Annotated in this window: 12 protein-coding genes and 1 pseudogene; 3 read left to right on the top strand and 10 right to left on the bottom strand. The window is 72.1% G+C overall.

The features are described from left to right. Window positions 1-1,602: 1,602 nt before the first annotated feature. On the top strand, window positions 1,603-2,001 hold the full coding sequence (locus ACFVYA_RS28260) for an Lsr2 family protein (RefSeq protein ID WP_387049252.1): 399 nt from the start codon (window positions 1,603-1,605) through the stop codon (window positions 1,999-2,001). Window positions 2,002-2,222: 221 nt separating this feature from the next. Then, complete coding sequence (locus tag ACFVYA_RS28255) at window positions 2,223-3,620, top strand: alpha/beta hydrolase (protein WP_387049250.1); 1,398 nt, start codon at window positions 2,223-2,225, stop codon at window positions 3,618-3,620. A gap of 3 nt (window positions 3,621-3,623) precedes the next feature. Here the strand turns inward: ACFVYA_RS28255 and ACFVYA_RS28250 are convergent, their stop codons facing one another. From ACFVYA_RS28250 to ACFVYA_RS28225, 6 genes and pseudogenes are all read right to left on the bottom strand, one after another. Continuing rightward, window positions 3,624-5,252 carry an NAD-dependent malic enzyme gene (locus tag ACFVYA_RS28250; protein ID WP_387049248.1) on the bottom strand — a complete coding sequence of 543 codons (1,629 nt, stop codon included), beginning with the start codon at window positions 5,250-5,252 and terminating at the stop codon, window positions 3,624-3,626. Window positions 5,253-5,324: 72 nt separating this feature from the next. Then, a complete protein-coding gene (locus ACFVYA_RS28245) occupies window positions 5,325-7,340 on the bottom strand; it encodes an AMP-binding protein (protein ID WP_387049246.1) in 2,016 nt (671 codons plus the stop codon). 219 nt (window positions 7,341-7,559) lie between these two features. Then, window positions 7,560-8,438, bottom strand: coding sequence for a substrate-binding domain-containing protein (locus tag ACFVYA_RS28240; protein ID WP_285990347.1), 879 nt, complete (start codon window positions 8,436-8,438; stop codon window positions 7,560-7,562). A 262-nt stretch (window positions 8,439-8,700) separates the two neighbouring features. Next, a complete protein-coding gene (locus ACFVYA_RS28235) occupies window positions 8,701-9,723 on the bottom strand; it encodes a LacI family DNA-binding transcriptional regulator (RefSeq protein ID WP_387049244.1) in 1,023 nt (340 codons plus the stop codon). A gap of 325 nt (window positions 9,724-10,048) precedes the next feature. Next, entirely contained in the window at window positions 10,049-10,600 is a 552-nt protein-coding gene (locus ACFVYA_RS28230; RefSeq protein ID WP_387049242.1) for a TetR/AcrR family transcriptional regulator, read from the bottom strand. Then, a pseudogene (locus ACFVYA_RS28225) lies at window positions 10,597-10,881 on the bottom strand (nuclear transport factor 2 family protein); the annotation flags it as partial. The pseudogene ACFVYA_RS28225 and the gene ACFVYA_RS28230, both read right to left, overlap by 4 nt. Window positions 10,882-11,083: 202 nt before the next feature. Here ACFVYA_RS28225 and ACFVYA_RS28220 point away from each other — a divergent pair. Then, entirely contained in the window at window positions 11,084-11,800 is a 717-nt protein-coding gene (locus ACFVYA_RS28220; protein WP_387049240.1) for a FadR/GntR family transcriptional regulator, read from the top strand. 40 nt (window positions 11,801-11,840) lie between these two features. Here ACFVYA_RS28220 and ACFVYA_RS28215 read toward each other — a convergent pair whose 3' ends face one another. Genes ACFVYA_RS28215 through ACFVYA_RS28200 form a run of 4 tightly spaced genes read right to left on the bottom strand, consistent with a single transcriptional unit; the run spans window position 11,841 to window position 14,555 of the window. Continuing rightward, the gene (locus tag ACFVYA_RS28215; RefSeq protein WP_387049238.1) at window positions 11,841-12,011 is read right to left on the bottom strand and encodes an RICIN domain-containing protein; all 171 of its coding nucleotides are present in this window, start codon (window positions 12,009-12,011) and stop codon (window positions 11,841-11,843) included. Beyond that, window positions 12,008-13,072: an alpha-L-fucosidase gene (locus tag ACFVYA_RS28210; protein WP_387049266.1), complete on the bottom strand. Its 1,065-nt coding sequence runs from the start codon at window positions 13,070-13,072 to the stop codon at window positions 12,008-12,010. The genes ACFVYA_RS28215 and ACFVYA_RS28210 overlap by 4 nt, the downstream gene beginning before the upstream one ends. Next, window positions 13,012-13,701 carry an alpha-L-fucosidase gene (locus tag ACFVYA_RS28205; protein WP_387049236.1) on the bottom strand — a complete coding sequence of 230 codons (690 nt, stop codon included), beginning with the start codon at window positions 13,699-13,701 and terminating at the stop codon, window positions 13,012-13,014. The genes ACFVYA_RS28210 and ACFVYA_RS28205 overlap by 61 nt, the downstream gene beginning before the upstream one ends. A gap of 26 nt (window positions 13,702-13,727) precedes the next feature. Then, the gene (locus ACFVYA_RS28200) at window positions 13,728-14,555 is read right to left on the bottom strand and encodes an aldo/keto reductase (RefSeq protein ID WP_387049235.1); all 828 of its coding nucleotides are present in this window, start codon (window positions 14,553-14,555) and stop codon (window positions 13,728-13,730) included. Between the last annotated feature and the right edge of the window lie 2 nt (window positions 14,556-14,557).

Below are 14,557 nucleotides of genomic sequence, written 5' to 3'. Positions count from 1 at the left end.
GCGAAGACGCAACGCCACCCGGGTGACGAACACAGCCCGGCGGCCGAAGTAAGTGACTTTCGAAGATGTGCTTCAGCTTACGGCGCATCACCCGATTGGCGGGTAACGCGGAAGAGCCGGGCGCATCGGTGAAATGATCGATCAACGCAGATCTCCACGATCCCGGCAACCGGGGCAAAGTCGAGCCCGGAATGCGAAGGTGGCCGATTGCCGCGGAGTGAACAGCGTTCACCCGGGAGGGGTGACGGGAGTCGGGGGCCGAGCGCGCCCCGGGGCGGCTGGGGGTGGCCGGGGTGCGGGTGGGTGGCACGGCATGGGGTTGGTGACCGGGCCTGCCCGCCGGCGGCGGTCGGGGCGGTGGGCTCGCGGCCGGGACCGCCTCGGCCATCCCGGCCGCGGATCGGGTCGGGCTCAGCCAGCCTTGCTGCTTCGGGCGCGCCCCGGGGGCCGGGATGGCGGGGACCACCGGGGTAGACCGCCGACGAAGCCGGGTCGGCTCAGCCGACCCGCCGCTTCGAGCGCGACCGGAGCAGCCTGCCGGGACCCACTCGACCAGACCCACCGAGGGACCGGTCCGGCTCGGCCGACCCCACCGCTTCAGCGCGACGGGGACCCGCCCCTCCCAGAGACCACTCAGAGCCACCGCCCATCGATCCCATCCAGCTCCCCGACTCACCTGCCAGCACCTAGCGACGCAAGCCGCGACCACCGCCGGGCCGCGGCCCCAGTCCAGCCGGGCAGCCCCGTCCCGGTCACTGGCGTGCGCGCCCTTGATCAGCGCCGGCCGGCACCGTGGCGAGCGGAAGCACCGTCCGGCGGCAGCGAGCGCACCAGCCACCCCGACCCGTCTCGCGAGCGGTCCCGAACCCGGCGGAGCCGCCGCGGTCACCAGCTCCCGACCCCAGCCCGGCGGAGCGAGCCGCAGCCGCGTCGGCCACCGGCTCCCGACCCCAACCCCGCGGAGCGAGCCGCAACCGCCGCGGCCCCGACCACCTCCGGCAGCGCGCACGGCCATCTCCCGCGGGTCGCGCCCCCGCGCAGCCGACGTCGCCCCTCCGACGGTGACCCCCACCCTGATCGGCGCCGGACCAGCACGGGCGGGCGCCGTCCGGCGGCAGCGGGCGCGTCGGCCAAGTCCGGCGAGCCGCCGCGGCCACCGCCTTTCCCGCCACCCGGGTTTCGAACCCACCCGACACCGGCGAGCATTTCGGGAACCCCTTCGCCGGCCATCCGGGAAACCGCAGGAAGGCCGCGGGCGCCGTCCGCGGCTCGACCACGGGCCGTCCGGAAAGGACGTCCACAATAGATCCCCCAGGCCAGGAGATCTCCTCGCCGTCGCGGTGTGGCACCTGACCGGCCGGTAACCCGGCCGAAGTCGCTCTTCACCCATTGAGGCGACACCGGCGCATTTCCGGACCGCGGCCGATCTTGCCCCGGGCCCCTGCTTCCTGCTCCGATGCGGGCAATTACGCCGAACGGACCCGCGCCGTTTCCCCGCGAGTTGAATTCCCTTTCGGGCCGGTTGTGGATACACTTCGCGGCGAACGCTGCGCATTGTGCTGTTCGCGTTCTCGAGCGCACATCCACCGGAGGAGTAGCCAAGTGGCCCAGAAAGTCTCCGTCGAGATCCTCGACGACATCGACGGCAGCACCGCCGCCCAGACCGTCCAGTTCAGCCTCGACGGCGTCACCTTCGAAATCGACCTTTCGGACCGGAACGCGACCGCCCTTCGCCACGAACTGGCCCGCTACATCGGCGCCGGCCGGCGCGTCGGCGGGCGCAAGGTGCGCGTGGCCACCGGCCAGTCGACCACCGCCTCCGATCGCGAGCGCAACCAGCGGATCCGGGCCTGGGCGAACGCGAACGGCTACGAGGTCTCCGAGCGGGGCCGCCTCTCCTCCGAAGTCGTCGCCGCCTACGAGCGGGTGCACGACGCCGACGCGGAATCGTCAGTGCCGTCGCCGCGAAAGCGCGCTCAGCGCAGGAAAGTCGCCGCCTGACTGCCGATTACCGCAGGTTTTGCCGCGCGGAAGACTGTTTCCCCGCCGAATCACCACGCACCCCGATGTCACCGATCATCCGCTGAAGAAGGAGCTCGGGGACGGCGGCCTGTGGTCGCGTGTGGACGTTCGCGGGCAGCAGCGCTTGATCGGCTCTTGTGGTCCAGACCCCGGCGCCCTACGGTCGGCGGGGTCCGGGTCGTCGCGGGGAGGAGCCTCGGGTGCTGGGAACCGTTCTGGCGAGCGCACTTCTGCTGACCGGCGCCGCGCCGGCCGTGGCCGAGACCGGCTGGACGCCGGCCCCGATCGTCTGGACGGCGTGCCCGGATGACCCGGACAACCCCGCTCCGCCGGACGGCGAGTGCGGCACGGTCCGGGTGCCGCTGGACTGGAACTCCCCGAACGGGCCGACGATCACGCTCGCCGTGGCCCGGCACCGCGCCACGGATTCCGCACACCGCCTCGGCGTGTTGCTGGCCGATTTCGGCGGTCCCGGCTCGTCGAACGCGGAACTCGCCGTGACCCCGGGCGTGTTCAGCCCGGAGGTCCAGGCCCGGTTCGACGTCGTGGGCTTCGACGTGCGCGGAACCGGCCGCAGCGCATTCATCGAATGCGGTGACACGGGCAGGCCGCCGGGCGACGAGCCCGCCGGCCCGGCCGAGTTCGCCGCGCTGCGAAACTACCACGAGCAGGCCGTTTCCACCTGCCGCGCCCGCAACCTCCCCGTCTTCGACCACGCCGATACCGGCGCCAACGCCCAGGACATGGACGCGGTCCGCCGCGCGCTGGGCGAAGCGCGGATCAGCTTCTTCGGCATCTCCTACGGCACGCTGCTCGGCCAGCAGTACGCCGAACAGCACGGGGACCGGGTGCGGGCGATGGTGCTCGACAGCTCCATCGACCACAGCGCCGGCATCGAGCGGTTCCTCGGCGACCGGGCCGCCGCCGCGGACGACGCGTTCCGCCAGTTCGCCGCGTGGTGCGACCGGACGACGACCTGCGCGTTGCACGGCCAGGACGTCTACGCCGTCTGGCAGAAAGCTCTCGCGGTGACCGCCGGGGCGCCGCCGGCGCAGAGCGAGCTGCGCGACCGGGTGCTGAAGGACATGTACCGCCCGGTGTGGGACGACCTGGGCCAGGCGATCGCCGACGCCGCGGCGGGCAGGCCGCCGATGACCGCCCAGTTCTCCTACAACTACGACTCGATCCGCCTGGCCGTCGTCTGCCAGGACTTCGACCTGCGTATCCGGAGTTTCGCACAGTACTCGGTGCTGCACGCCGGAGAGTTGCGCCGCGGCCCGGTCATGCGCGGCAGCACGTTGGGCCACGGCGAAGCGATGGCGTGCCTGGGCGTCCAGGGCCCGCCGGCCAACCCGCCGCACCGGCTGAGCATCCCGCGAGCGCCGCGAATCCTGCTGCTCAATTCCCGCCACGACCCGGCGACCCCGTACGCCTGGGCCCTCGCCATCCACCGCCAAGCCCCGGCGAACACGACGTTGCTGACGTACGAGGGCTCCGGCCACGGGGTTTTCGAGAAGAACGCCTGCACCCGGTCGGCCGTGGACCGCTACCTGCTGGCACTGGCGGCCCCGGAGCACGACGTCAGCTGCCCGGCCTGACCGCTAACGGTATTCGGGAGTCCACCGGGTCTGCCGCACCGCCTTCGCGACTTCGTCCTCGCTCTTCTCCGGTGCGACGCCGTCCTGAACAGCCTGGACGGCGACGGCGGTCGCGATGCGGGTCGCGATCTCCGGGACGTCGTCCCACGCGGGCAGCAGCGGCTCGTCCGGGTCGGTCAGCGCCGGGGACGCCTCGCCCAGCGTCTTGGCCGCCACCCGCATCATCTCGTCGGTGACCCGGGTGGCGCCCACGGCCGTCACCGCCAGGCCCACCGCGGGGAAGATGTAGACGTTGTTGCACTGCGCGACCCGGCGTTTCCGGCCGTGCCGCTCCACCGGCGCGAAGGGGGAGCCGGTGGCGACCAGCGCGCGGCCGTCGGTCCATTCGTCGAGCTCGCGCGGGTGCGCCTCGGCGCGGCTGGTGGGGTTCGAGAGCGGGAAGATGATCGGCCGGTCGGTCTTGCCCGCCATTTCGCGCACGATGTCCTCGGTGAAGGCGCCGGCCGCCGTGGACAGGCCGAGGAGCACCCCGGCGTCGACGTGGTGGACGACGTCGGCCAGCCCGGTGCCCTCCCAGTCCCGGACGCGCTTCGCCGGTTGCGCGAACCGGCGCTGCCCGGCCGAAAGTCCCGCCCGGTCGTCGGTGAGCAGCCCGTCGATGTCGACGACCCAGATCCGGTCCGCGGCCTCGGCGTCGGAAAGCCCCTGCACCACCATCTCCCGGTGGATCATCTCCAGCACGCCGATGCCGGCCGAGCCGGCGCCGAGCATGACGACCTGCTGCTGCGACAGCGGGCGTCCCGCCGTCTCGGCCGCGCCGTGCAGTGCGCCGAGCGTGACCGCGGCGGTGCCCTGGATGTCGTCGTTGAAGGTGAGCATCCGGTCGCGGTAGCGCTCGAGGATCGGCAGGGCGTGCGAAGTCGCGAAGTCCTCCCATTGCAGCAGCACGTCCGGCAGTTCCTCGCGCACCGCCGTGACGAACTCGTCGACGAAGGCGTAGTACTCGTCGTCATCGATGCGGCGGTGGCGCCACCCGAGGTAGTTCGGATCCTCGAGCCGTTCGACGTTGTCCGTGCCGACGTCCAGCACGACCGGCAGCGTGCGGGCCGGGTCGATGCCGCCGATGAGCGTGTACAGCGAGAGCTTGCCGATCGGGATGCCCATCCCGCCGATCCCCTGGTCGCCCAGGCCGAGGATGCGCTGCCCGTCGGTGACGACGATGACGTCGACGCCGGTGTTCGGGCGGTTCCGGAGTACTTCCCGCAGTCGTCCCCGGTCGGGGTAGGAGACGAACAGGCCACGCGGGCGGCGGTAGATGTCGCTGAACCGTTCGCACGCCTCGCCGACCGTCGGGGTGTAGACGATCGGCAGCATTTCTTCGACGTGCTCGGCGAGGAGCCGGTAGAACAGCGTTTCGTTGCGGTCCTGCAGGGCCCGCAGGTAGATGTGCTTGTCCAGGTCGTCCCGGCGGCGGGAGAATTCCTGGTAGGTGTGGGCGGCCTGGTCCTCGAGCGACTTCACCGCGTACGGCAGGAGGCCGAGCAGCCCCAGTTCGGCGCGTTCGTCGCGGTCGAACGCCGTCCCTTTCGTCGTCAGTGCGTCGAACAGCCTGCTCTGTCCTTTGTGTACCATCAGCTCCTCCGCGGGCCGGGTGCCGTCGTCCACTCACGACACTGCCACAGGAGCCGTGGCGGGGCAGGCCGGTCACCAGCGGTAGTTGCGGCGCAGGGCCCGCTTCACGACCTTGCCCGTCGCGTTGCGTGGCAACTCGTCGACGAACACGACATCCCGCGGCACCGCGAAGCGCGCGAGACGTTCACGCACGTGGGACCGCACCGTGTCCGCGTCCAGCCGAGCGCCCGGCACCAGCACGAGGTAGGCCGCCAGGCGCTGGCCGTACTTGGGGTCGCGGACGCCGACCACCGCCGCTTCGCGGACCTCCGGCAAGGTGAGCAGGACTTCCTCCACCGGGGCCGGGGCCACGTTCTCGCCGCCGGACACGATCATCTCGTCCTCGCGGCCCTGGACGAACAGCAGGCCGTTCGCGTCGACGTACCCGCGGTCGCCGGTGTCCATCAGGCCGTCGCGGACGTCGAGCTGCTCGCCCTCGGTGTACCCGTCGAACAGCAGGCGGTTGCCGACGTAGAGCCGGCCGGTCGCGCCGGGTGGCACCGGGGTGCCCGCGCGGTCCAGGACGCGGATCGCCGTGCCGATCGGCGGACGGCCCGCCGTGCCGCGGGCCGCGCGGAGGTCGCGTGGCCCGGCGATCGCCGCCCACGACACCTCCGTCGAGCCGTACAGGTTGTAGAGGATGTCGCCGAAGGCGTCCATGAACTCCTCACCCAGCCGGCCCGGCAGTCCCGCGCCGGAACTGGCCACCACGCGCAGCGAGGACAGGTCGTAGCGGGCCCGGGTCTGCTCCGGCAGGTCCAGCAGCCGCTGCAGCATCGTCGGCACCGCGAACAACGCCGTGCACCGCTGCCGTTCGATCATCGACAGCGTCGCTTCCGGGTCGAAGCGGCGAGGCAGCACCAGCCCCGCCCGCAGCGCCATGCCGAGCTGGAGCGCGGCCAGGCCCCAGGTGTGGAACAACGGGGCCGCGACCAGGATCGGTTCGCCGGAGCGCAGCGGGATCTCCGACAGCACCGCGGCGGAGTCCGCGACGCTGTGCGGGGTCGGCCGGCGCGCGCCCTTCGGCGGGCCGGACGTGCCCGAGGTGAGCACGACGAGCCGGCCGGGCTTGCCCGGCGGGGCGATCCGGGCGGGCGACTGCGCCTCGATCAGTTCTTCGATGGTCGGACCGTGCCACCCGTCGCCGGGCGGCCACGTCCACAGCTGCGGGATCTCGGGCGGCAGCTGCTCGCGCAGGGCGGCGAACTCGGCGTCGGCGAGCACGAGCTGGGAGCCGTGCCGCAGGGCGAACTCGGCGGCCTGGCCCAGGGCCAGCCCGGTGTTCATCAGGGCCACGTCCGCGCCCAGCTTGCTGCAGGCGATCATCGCCTCGACCATCGCGTTGTGGTTGCGGCACATCAGCAGGACCCGCGACCCCTCGCCGATGTCGTAGCGCTTCAGCACCGCGGCCAGCCGGGTGGTGCGGTCGTCGACTTCGCCGAAGGTCCGCTCGGACCGCTCGTCGCACAGGGCGAGCGACTCCGGCGTGCGGCGCGCCACCGCCTCGTAGCCGCCGGCCAGGGTCGAGCCCCAGCGGCCCACCGACCTCAGCTGCCGCAGCGTTCCGGTGGGCTGGGCCGGGGTGAGGACCCCGGCCTTGACCAGGATCCGCGCGAACTCGCGCTTCGAGGGGCGGGGCGGCAGCGAGTCCGCCGCGGGGACGCCGCCGAGGTGGTCGCTGATCGCCGCGACCGCGTCCAGGATCCGCTGGCGGATCCGCGGGGCCGTCGGCGAGCGGCCGTCGAGCAGCGTGAGCAGGAACGTGATCGCGCAGCCTTCGGACGTCGGACGCAGCACGACCGACATCCGGTGCTGCCGGCCGGACCAGGCCAGGTGCTCGCCCCGGCGGTGGACGAAGATTTCGGCCTCGCCCTCCCCGCCGGCGCGGTACCGGTAGCGGGCGCCCCGGCCGGTCGCTTCGGAAACCGGCTCACACGAAGTGATCCCGCGGACGAACCGCGGGTAGAGGTGCGGGCTGCCCACGATCGTCCACACCGCCGCGGGCGGGTGCGGCACGGTGACGGTGATCTCGATGAGTTCCGGTTCCATCAGGACGCAACGGGAGGTTTCGCCGGCACGGTGGTCATGACTCGGCTCTCTCCCTTTGTCGGTCCGGGGGTTCGGCCTTTCGGCCGGTACGCCGAGCATCCGTTTGCGCCGGCCGCCGTGTCAACACGCGGTCGCACGATTCGATGTATTCAATCGCGAAGAGCGAGCAAGAACCAGCGAACCGCGAAACTCTTCACACCTTCCTCACGCCGGTGCGGATCACCACGGCGGCGGGCCGGTGCTGCTCCGGACCACCAGCGACACCGGCACCCGTTCGAGCGTGGCCGCCCGCACCCCGGACCTGATCTCGCCGAGCAGCGTCCGCACCACCTGGTCGCCCAGTTCGGCGAACGGCTGGCTGATCGTGGTCAGCGGTGGCCAGAAACTGGCCGCCTCCGCCATGTCGTCGAACCCGACGACGCTGACTTCGCCCGGCACCGAACGACCGGATTCGTGCAGTGCGCGCAGCAGGCCCAGCGCCATCTGGTCGTTCGCCGCGAACACCGCCGTCACCGCGGGATCGTGCGCCAGCACCCGGCCGAGCGTGTAGCCGGATCCGGCCGTCCAGTCCCCCACCACCGGCAACGGGACGCGCCGGTCGAACCGGGTCAGCGTCCGCCGCCAGGCCCGTTCCCGGTGCTCGGCCGCGAACGAATCCGAGGGCCCCGCGATGTGCCAGACGGTCTCGTGGCCGAGCTTGAGCAGGTGCTCGGTCGCCAGCACCGCGCCCTGCGTTTGATCGGCGTCGACCGTCGCATATCCGGCACGCGCGTTCGAATCGACGACCACCACCGGGACGGCTTGCGGGAAAACGATTCCCGGCCAATCCAGGGCGTATTCCTCGACGAGGACGACGAGGCCGTCGACGTCGTGCGTCCCCAGTTCCCGGAACGCGTCGGTCACCGCGTCGCGGGTCGGTTTGCCCACGGACATCAATTTGATCGCGTACCCCTCGGCCGCGGCCGCCTGCGCGACGGCGTCGAGCGTCCGGCTGTTGCCGAGCGTGGCCAGCGTCGAGGTGAGCACGCCGATCGAACGCCCCGGGTCCGGCAGCACGACCGCGGTGCCACCGAGGTGCCCTCTGGTCTGCTCTCGCACGCTGCCCACCCTCATCGGTAACCCCCGCGAAGACTTCGCGTCACATGGAGGTCACCACAGTCACCGGCAATGTTCACCTTGACGTCGGCAACACGACCGTTCGCGACGCTCGTCAGCCACCCGCCATCCGCCGGTGGAAGCGGCCCCCACCTGGGGACCCGCCTCCCCGGACGGCCTCGCCGGGCGACGATACCCGCGGCCGGTTCGTGAACAAGGTCACTAAGCGCCCGCTCAGGGCCGGCGCCCGGCCGCCGCCGCGACCTCACGCCGATTCCCGGACCACCAGCGTTGTACCGAGCACCACGCGGCGCGGCCGCTCGGCCGTTCCGTCGATCACCGCGAGCAGCTCGGCCGCCGACCGGCCGCCGAGCGCCTCGACCGGCTGGCTCACCGTCGTCAGGGGCGGGTCGGTGGTGCGCGAGATCGGCGAGTTGTCGAAGCCGATGACCGCGACGTCGTCGGGGACCCGGCGCCCGGCGCGGCGCAGGGCGCGCAGCACGCCCAACGCCATCACGTCCGACGCGACGAACACCGCGTCCAGGTCCGGCCTCCGGTCGAGCAGCCGCCGCATCGCGTGCTCGCCGGATGCCTGGCCGAAGTCGCCGTGGGCCACCGATCCCGGGTCGACGACGCCCGGGCCGCCGATCGCGGCGACGTAGCCGGCGAGCCGGTCCCGGCCCGGCGCCATGTCCTTCGGGCCGGCGACCGTCGTGATCCGCCGCCGCCCGGCGGCCTGGAGGTGCCGGACGGCCGCCACGGCGCCCCCGCGGTTGTCCACGTCCACGTAGGTGTACCGGGTGGGGTCGGGGGCCATCGGCCGGCCGGCGCTGACGATGGGGAGCTCCGCCTGGGACAACGCCATGGTGCACCGCGCGTGCGTGCTCACGAAGAGGGCTCCGTCGACGTGCCCGCCGCCCAGGTACCGGAAGGTGGTGGCCTGGGCCGCCGCCTGCATCATCAGCACCACGACCTGCACGCCCGCCGCGGTGAACTCGCGGTGGATACCCCCCATGATGCGGCCGAAGAACGGGTCGGAGAACAGCCGCAGGCTGTCCTCGCACAGCACGACGGCGACCGTGCCCGTCCGCTGTCCGTCGCCCGCCCGCGCCGCCCGCTGCCGGACGTAGCCGAGGGCGCGCACGGCCTGTTCGACCTGACGCCGGGTCCGGTCGCGCACCTTGGGGAATCCGTTGAGCACCCGCGACGCCGTGGCCGGTGAGACACCGGCGGCCCGGGCCACATCGGCCAGGGTCGGCCGCGGATCGGAAAGGTCGAGAACGGTCATGGTCACCTCCGTGGGGACAGCACGCACCGGGGATGGTGTTAGCGCTAACACTTCAGGGAAGAGCGCGCCGGACCGCCGATCGGGCCGTCGACGGCCGCGGCGTCCACCACGGCTAAGGGGGATCGGCGCGAAGGGCGCCGGGATACCGGTTCTCGGTCACGTCCGCACATCCTTGGGCGAGAGTGGTTCGAACGGGTGAGCCGCGGCCGCCGTCACCCACCGGTGATCTTTTGACCGCTTGCTCGGCAGCATTGATGCTGGAACCCGGCGCCCCGATGTGTCAACCGGAGGGACGAAAGTGCCCGAAAAGTCGTGACCGGCGCCGTCACGAGTCGCCGGCCGGATCGGCCAGGTCGAGGATCCACGCGCTCCAAGCCGTGTCGGCGCGCTGCCCGGGCAGCTCGAGCGCGGTCGACACCGTCTGGACGAGGCCCGTGGCGAAGAACGTCCGCACCCGCAACGCGTCCGCGCCCGTCAACCCGGCGATCGAGTCCATCAGGGCGAGGTGCCGCCGGCGGACCGCCTCGCGGACCGGCTCGTCCGCCGCCGCCGCGTAGGCCTGCAGCACCACCAGGCCGACCGTCGGATCACTCTGCAGGAGCCGCACGTAGGCGACGCCCAGCGCGGCCAGCGTCGGCTCGGCGCCCCCGAACGCCGCTTCGATGCGGTCGTAGGCGGCGTGCACGACTTCGAGGAACAGCTTCCGCTTGGAGCCGAACATCTGCACGATCCGCGGGTGCGAGATGCCGGCCCGGGCGGCGATGGCCTCCAGCCGGGTGCCCGCCAGCCCGTTCGCGGCGAACTCGGCGTCGGCCGCTTCGATGATCCCCGCCCGGCGCGCCGCGGCGGGCAGGCGGGCCGGACCCGCGTCGTTCACCGCTCCCCCGCGCCACCGCCGAGCCGGCTGAGCACGAACTTGTTGTCGTACAGGCAGCGGTACGCGTGGATCAGCCCGTCTTCGCCCAATTCCAGCCGGTCGTCGCCGTGGAACTCGACCCGGCTGCCGGTCTTGGCGAACGTACCGGTGAAGCGCCAGGCGACGAGCACGGCGCGGCGGCTCACTTCGGCGTAGAGCCCTGTGCGCGTGAACGAGTAGTCGGGGTAGGCACGCGCCATGTGCGTCACGAACTCACGGATCGACCCGGGCCCGTGCCTCGGCCACGTCGGGGGCGAATGTCGTCGTCCTGCGTTCTAACTTACAAGTAAGTAAGAAGATGTTCCAGACATCACATGTCTCAAGCATGCCCTTTCGTCGAAACTGGCGAATCACCCAAACTCACGCGACACCGGCGACTCCTTTGTGGGTATACATCATATGAATGCTAGGGTGGTTCTTCAGGTGAGCTGTCCGAGGAGGACCATGGCGAGGTCGTTGACCGACGAAGCGATCGACCGGATCCGGGAGTTCGTCCGGTCCGGCCGGTTCCCGGCGGGCTCCAAGCTGCCCCCCGAGCACGAACTGGCCACCGAGCTGGGGATCTCCCGCAGTCCCACGCGGGAGGCCGTCAAGGCGCTCGCGCTGGCCAGGGTGCTCGAAGTCCGCCGCGGCGACGGCACGTACGTCACCAGTCTCGCGCCGAGCCTGCTCCTGGAAGGCCTCGGCAACGCCGTGGCGCTCATGCAGGGCGGCAGCGTCCTCGAACTGACCGAAGTGCGCCGGCTCCTCGAGCCCGCGGCGACCGGCGTGGCCGCCACCCGGATCACCGACGCGCAGCTGCGCGCGGTCGGCGAGCTGCTCGACGCGATGCACGATGCGGTCGAGGACGTCGAACGCCTCACCGTGCTCGACGCCGCCTTCCACCGGGCGGTCGTCACCGCGACGGGCAACGAGACCCTCACCGCGTTGCTGGACGGCATCTCCTCGCGCACCCTGCGCGCGCGGGTCTGGCGCGGCACCGTCGACCGCGGCGTCACGCACGTGACGCTGTCGCAGCACAAGGCCATCTACGACGCGCTCGCCGACCGTGACCCGGCGGTGGCCACCGCGGCCGCGCTGATGCACGTCGACACGTCCGAACGCTGGCTGCGCGCGCACCTGGCCGACATCCGGGAACTCGACGGCCGGCTCGAGCTCTGAGCGCCGTGACCGGAGACCGGTCACGGCGTCCAGGAGCACCTCAGGCAACGGAGAACAGCCACCGGAGGTTGGGGCTGCCGTCGTCGGACCACACCTTGAGCGGGGAGCCCGATGGCACGTTCCCGCCGCCGTCGAGGACCAGCCCGCTCGCCCGGTTCGCGATCACGCAGGCACCGCCTCCGGTGTCGGTGATCGACCACTGCTGGCTCACCGCGCCGGTGTAGCCCGACTGCACCGGGTTGCCGCCCGCGGTGGTGCGCCCGCCCCGTCGATCACCAGGCCGCTGGTGCGGTTGGTCAGCTTGACGAACCCGTCGCCGGCGTCCTCGATGCCGAACTGGAGGTTCGTGCTGTCGTCCGGGGTCCAGACCTTCAGCTTGCTGCCCGCCGCGACCGCGCCGCCACCGTCCACGGCGAGGCCGCTGGTGACGTTGACGATGCGGAACCACCGGGCGGGATCGAACGTCACGCGCATCGAGACGATGGCGGACGCCCGCACGTCCGGCGTGGCCACGAGGAATCGGCTCGGAGTCCCGGTGAAGTCGTCGGCCGGGTAGCCGAGAGCCGGGTAGCCGTCCCCGGGCCAGATCGCGGAAACGGGCTTCGGCAGAACGGCCTTCAGCTGCGCCGCGGTGTAGCTGCCGACTCCCAGCGCCGCACTCGCCCCGCCGTAGCGACGCTCGGCGAACACCTTCGCGCCGGTCGCCGGTCCCACGACCGGGATCCTGTTCGCGAAGGTCTGCTTGAGCACGTAGGCAGGTGATTCGTACGGCTTCGCCGCGGGCAGCGTGACGTGCAGCGCGCTCGCGTCCTGGGTGTACTTCAGCGCGCCGGGAGCACCGAGCAGTTCGACGCGCCGCAGGCTGCTGAGGTCGATCCGCTTGCCGGACAGCGTGGTGAGCTCCGCCATGGCCCCGGGCCAGGCCGGCACGGTCGCGTAGAGCACGCGGCCGGCCTTGTCGCGGGTGAACCGGAAGTCCTTGGCGGTGCCCACCTTCGGCGAAACGAACGAGCCGCCGCCCATCTTGGTCGGGCCCTCGCCGTAGACGTCCCAGGCGCGCGTGGCGTAGATCGACTCGCCGACGCGGCCGAGGTAGGTGCCGAAGTCGGCGAGCACGGCCCGCTGCTCGGCCGGGATCGTGCCTTCCACCGTCGGGGAAATGTTGAGCAGCATGGTGCCGCCCTTGCTGACCCGGTCGATCAGCGCGTGGATCATCTGCGTGCTCGAGTAGTAGCCGATGCCCCGGGTGTAGCTCCAGCTGCTGCTGCTGATCGCGTCGTCAGTGAGCCAGTACGGCGTGACGATGTCGGCCGGCTGTTGATGCAGTAGCCCGGCGAGTTCAGCGAAAAGTCCTGCCAGAGGACATCGGGCTTCGCGCGGTCGATCACCTCCTTGAGCTTGGCCAGCCAGAGCTCTGCATCGCGACCAGCAGCTTCAGGCCCTGCCCGCGGATGGCCTTGCCGAACAGGTCCAGCAAGTTCAGGTGCGGCCCGCGGGCCACCGAGCTTCGGCGCGAACTGCACGCGGTTCCCCGCCACGTCGGTGCCGCCGTCGATGAACCGGTCGTAGCCCCACACTGCCGGGTCGCCGTAGGTCCCCTTGTGGTGCTTGTTCTCGCCGCTGCCCGGGATGTACATGTTCCGGCCGTACCACTCGCTGCCGAACTCCGGGGTGGTGAAGGCGCCCCAGTGCCAGTAGATGCCGAACTTGGCGTCCTGGAACCACTCCGGCGCGGGCGGGTGCCGGTCGACCGACGGCCAGGTGGGCTGGTACGGCTCGCCCGGCGTGGCGGCGGCCGCCGGGCCGGCCAGCGCGGGTGGCACGGCCGCGGCGGCGAGCCCGGCGGCCGCGAGGGCGCCGAACTGCCGTCGGGAGAACGGGTTCTGGGCAGGGGGCGTCATCGCACTCTCCAGAGGGTGATGGGGAGCTAGCAGGAAACCAATCGCCGCAGGAGATCCGGCGGCACCTCGCGGCGGAAGGCCTCAGCGTTCGCCCGCAGCTGTCCGGCGCTCGTGGCACCGACCAGGACCGAGGTCACCGCGGGATGCGCGGCGGCGAACGCGAGCGCGCACGCGGCCAGGTCGTACCCTGCCGAGGCGGCGACCTCGCGCATGCGCTGCGCGCGGGCCAGCAGGTCCGCCGGCGCCGGGGCGTAGTCGAACCAGGCGCCGGGCTTGGGGTCGATGAGCAGGCCGGAGTTGAACACCCCGCCGAGCACCACGTCGACCCCGCGCTCGCCGCAGAGGTCGAGCAGCTGCGCACCGCTGCGGTCGAGCAGCGTGTACCGGCCGGCGAGCAGGACGACGTCGACGTCGAGCCGCTCGACGAACCGGGCGGGCATCTCCCACTGGTTCATCCCGACGCCGATCGCGGACACCAGGCCTTCGTCGCGCAGCCGGCACAGTTCCGGCCACGCCTCGGCAGCGGCCGCCTCCTCGTGGTCGTCCGGGTCGTGCAGGTACGCGATGTCGACGCGGTCGAGGCCCAGGCGGTCGAGACTGCCCTCGAGCCCCCGGCGGACGGCGTCCGCGGAGAAGTCGAAGACGCAGCCGTCGCCGGCCAGCGTCCGGCCCACCTTCGTCGACACCGCGAACGAACCCGCGGGCAGCCGGGCCAGCGTCCGGCCGAGCCGGCGCTCGGCCAGCCCGAAGCCGTAGTAGGGCGCGGTGTCGAAGTACCGCACCCCGGCGCCGGCCGCCGCGGCGACGACCGCCCCGGCGGCCCCGTCGGCGCTCGCCCCCGAGGGGGTGGCCAGGG

Origin of the sequence: Amycolatopsis sp. NPDC058278 (assembly GCF_042881395.1) — a bacterium.
In the GTDB taxonomy this organism is placed as follows: domain Bacteria; phylum Actinomycetota; class Actinomycetes; order Mycobacteriales; family Pseudonocardiaceae; genus Amycolatopsis.
Note: the sequence above shows the minus strand (reverse complement) of the source record. Positions and strands in the feature narration are given on the sequence as shown.

Excerpts from the sequence above, each read along its gene's own strand:
- ACFVYA_RS28205 (WP_387049236.1), bottom strand. The coding sequence starts at position 13,701 with ATGACGCCCCCTGCCCAGAACCCGTTCTCCCGACGGCAGTTCGGCGCC.
- ACFVYA_RS28235 (WP_387049244.1), bottom strand. The coding sequence starts at position 9,723 with ATGACCGTTCTCGACCTTTCCGATCCGCGGCCGACCCTGGCCGATGTG.
- ACFVYA_RS28250 (WP_387049248.1), bottom strand. The coding sequence starts at position 5,252 with ATGGTACACAAAGGACAGAGCAGGCTGTTCGACGCACTGACGACGAAA.
- ACFVYA_RS28220 (WP_387049240.1), top strand. The coding sequence starts at position 11,084 with ATGGCGAGGTCGTTGACCGACGAAGCGATCGACCGGATCCGGGAGTTC.
- ACFVYA_RS28245 (WP_387049246.1), bottom strand. The coding sequence starts at position 7,340 with ATGGAACCGGAACTCATCGAGATCACCGTCACCGTGCCGCACCCGCCC.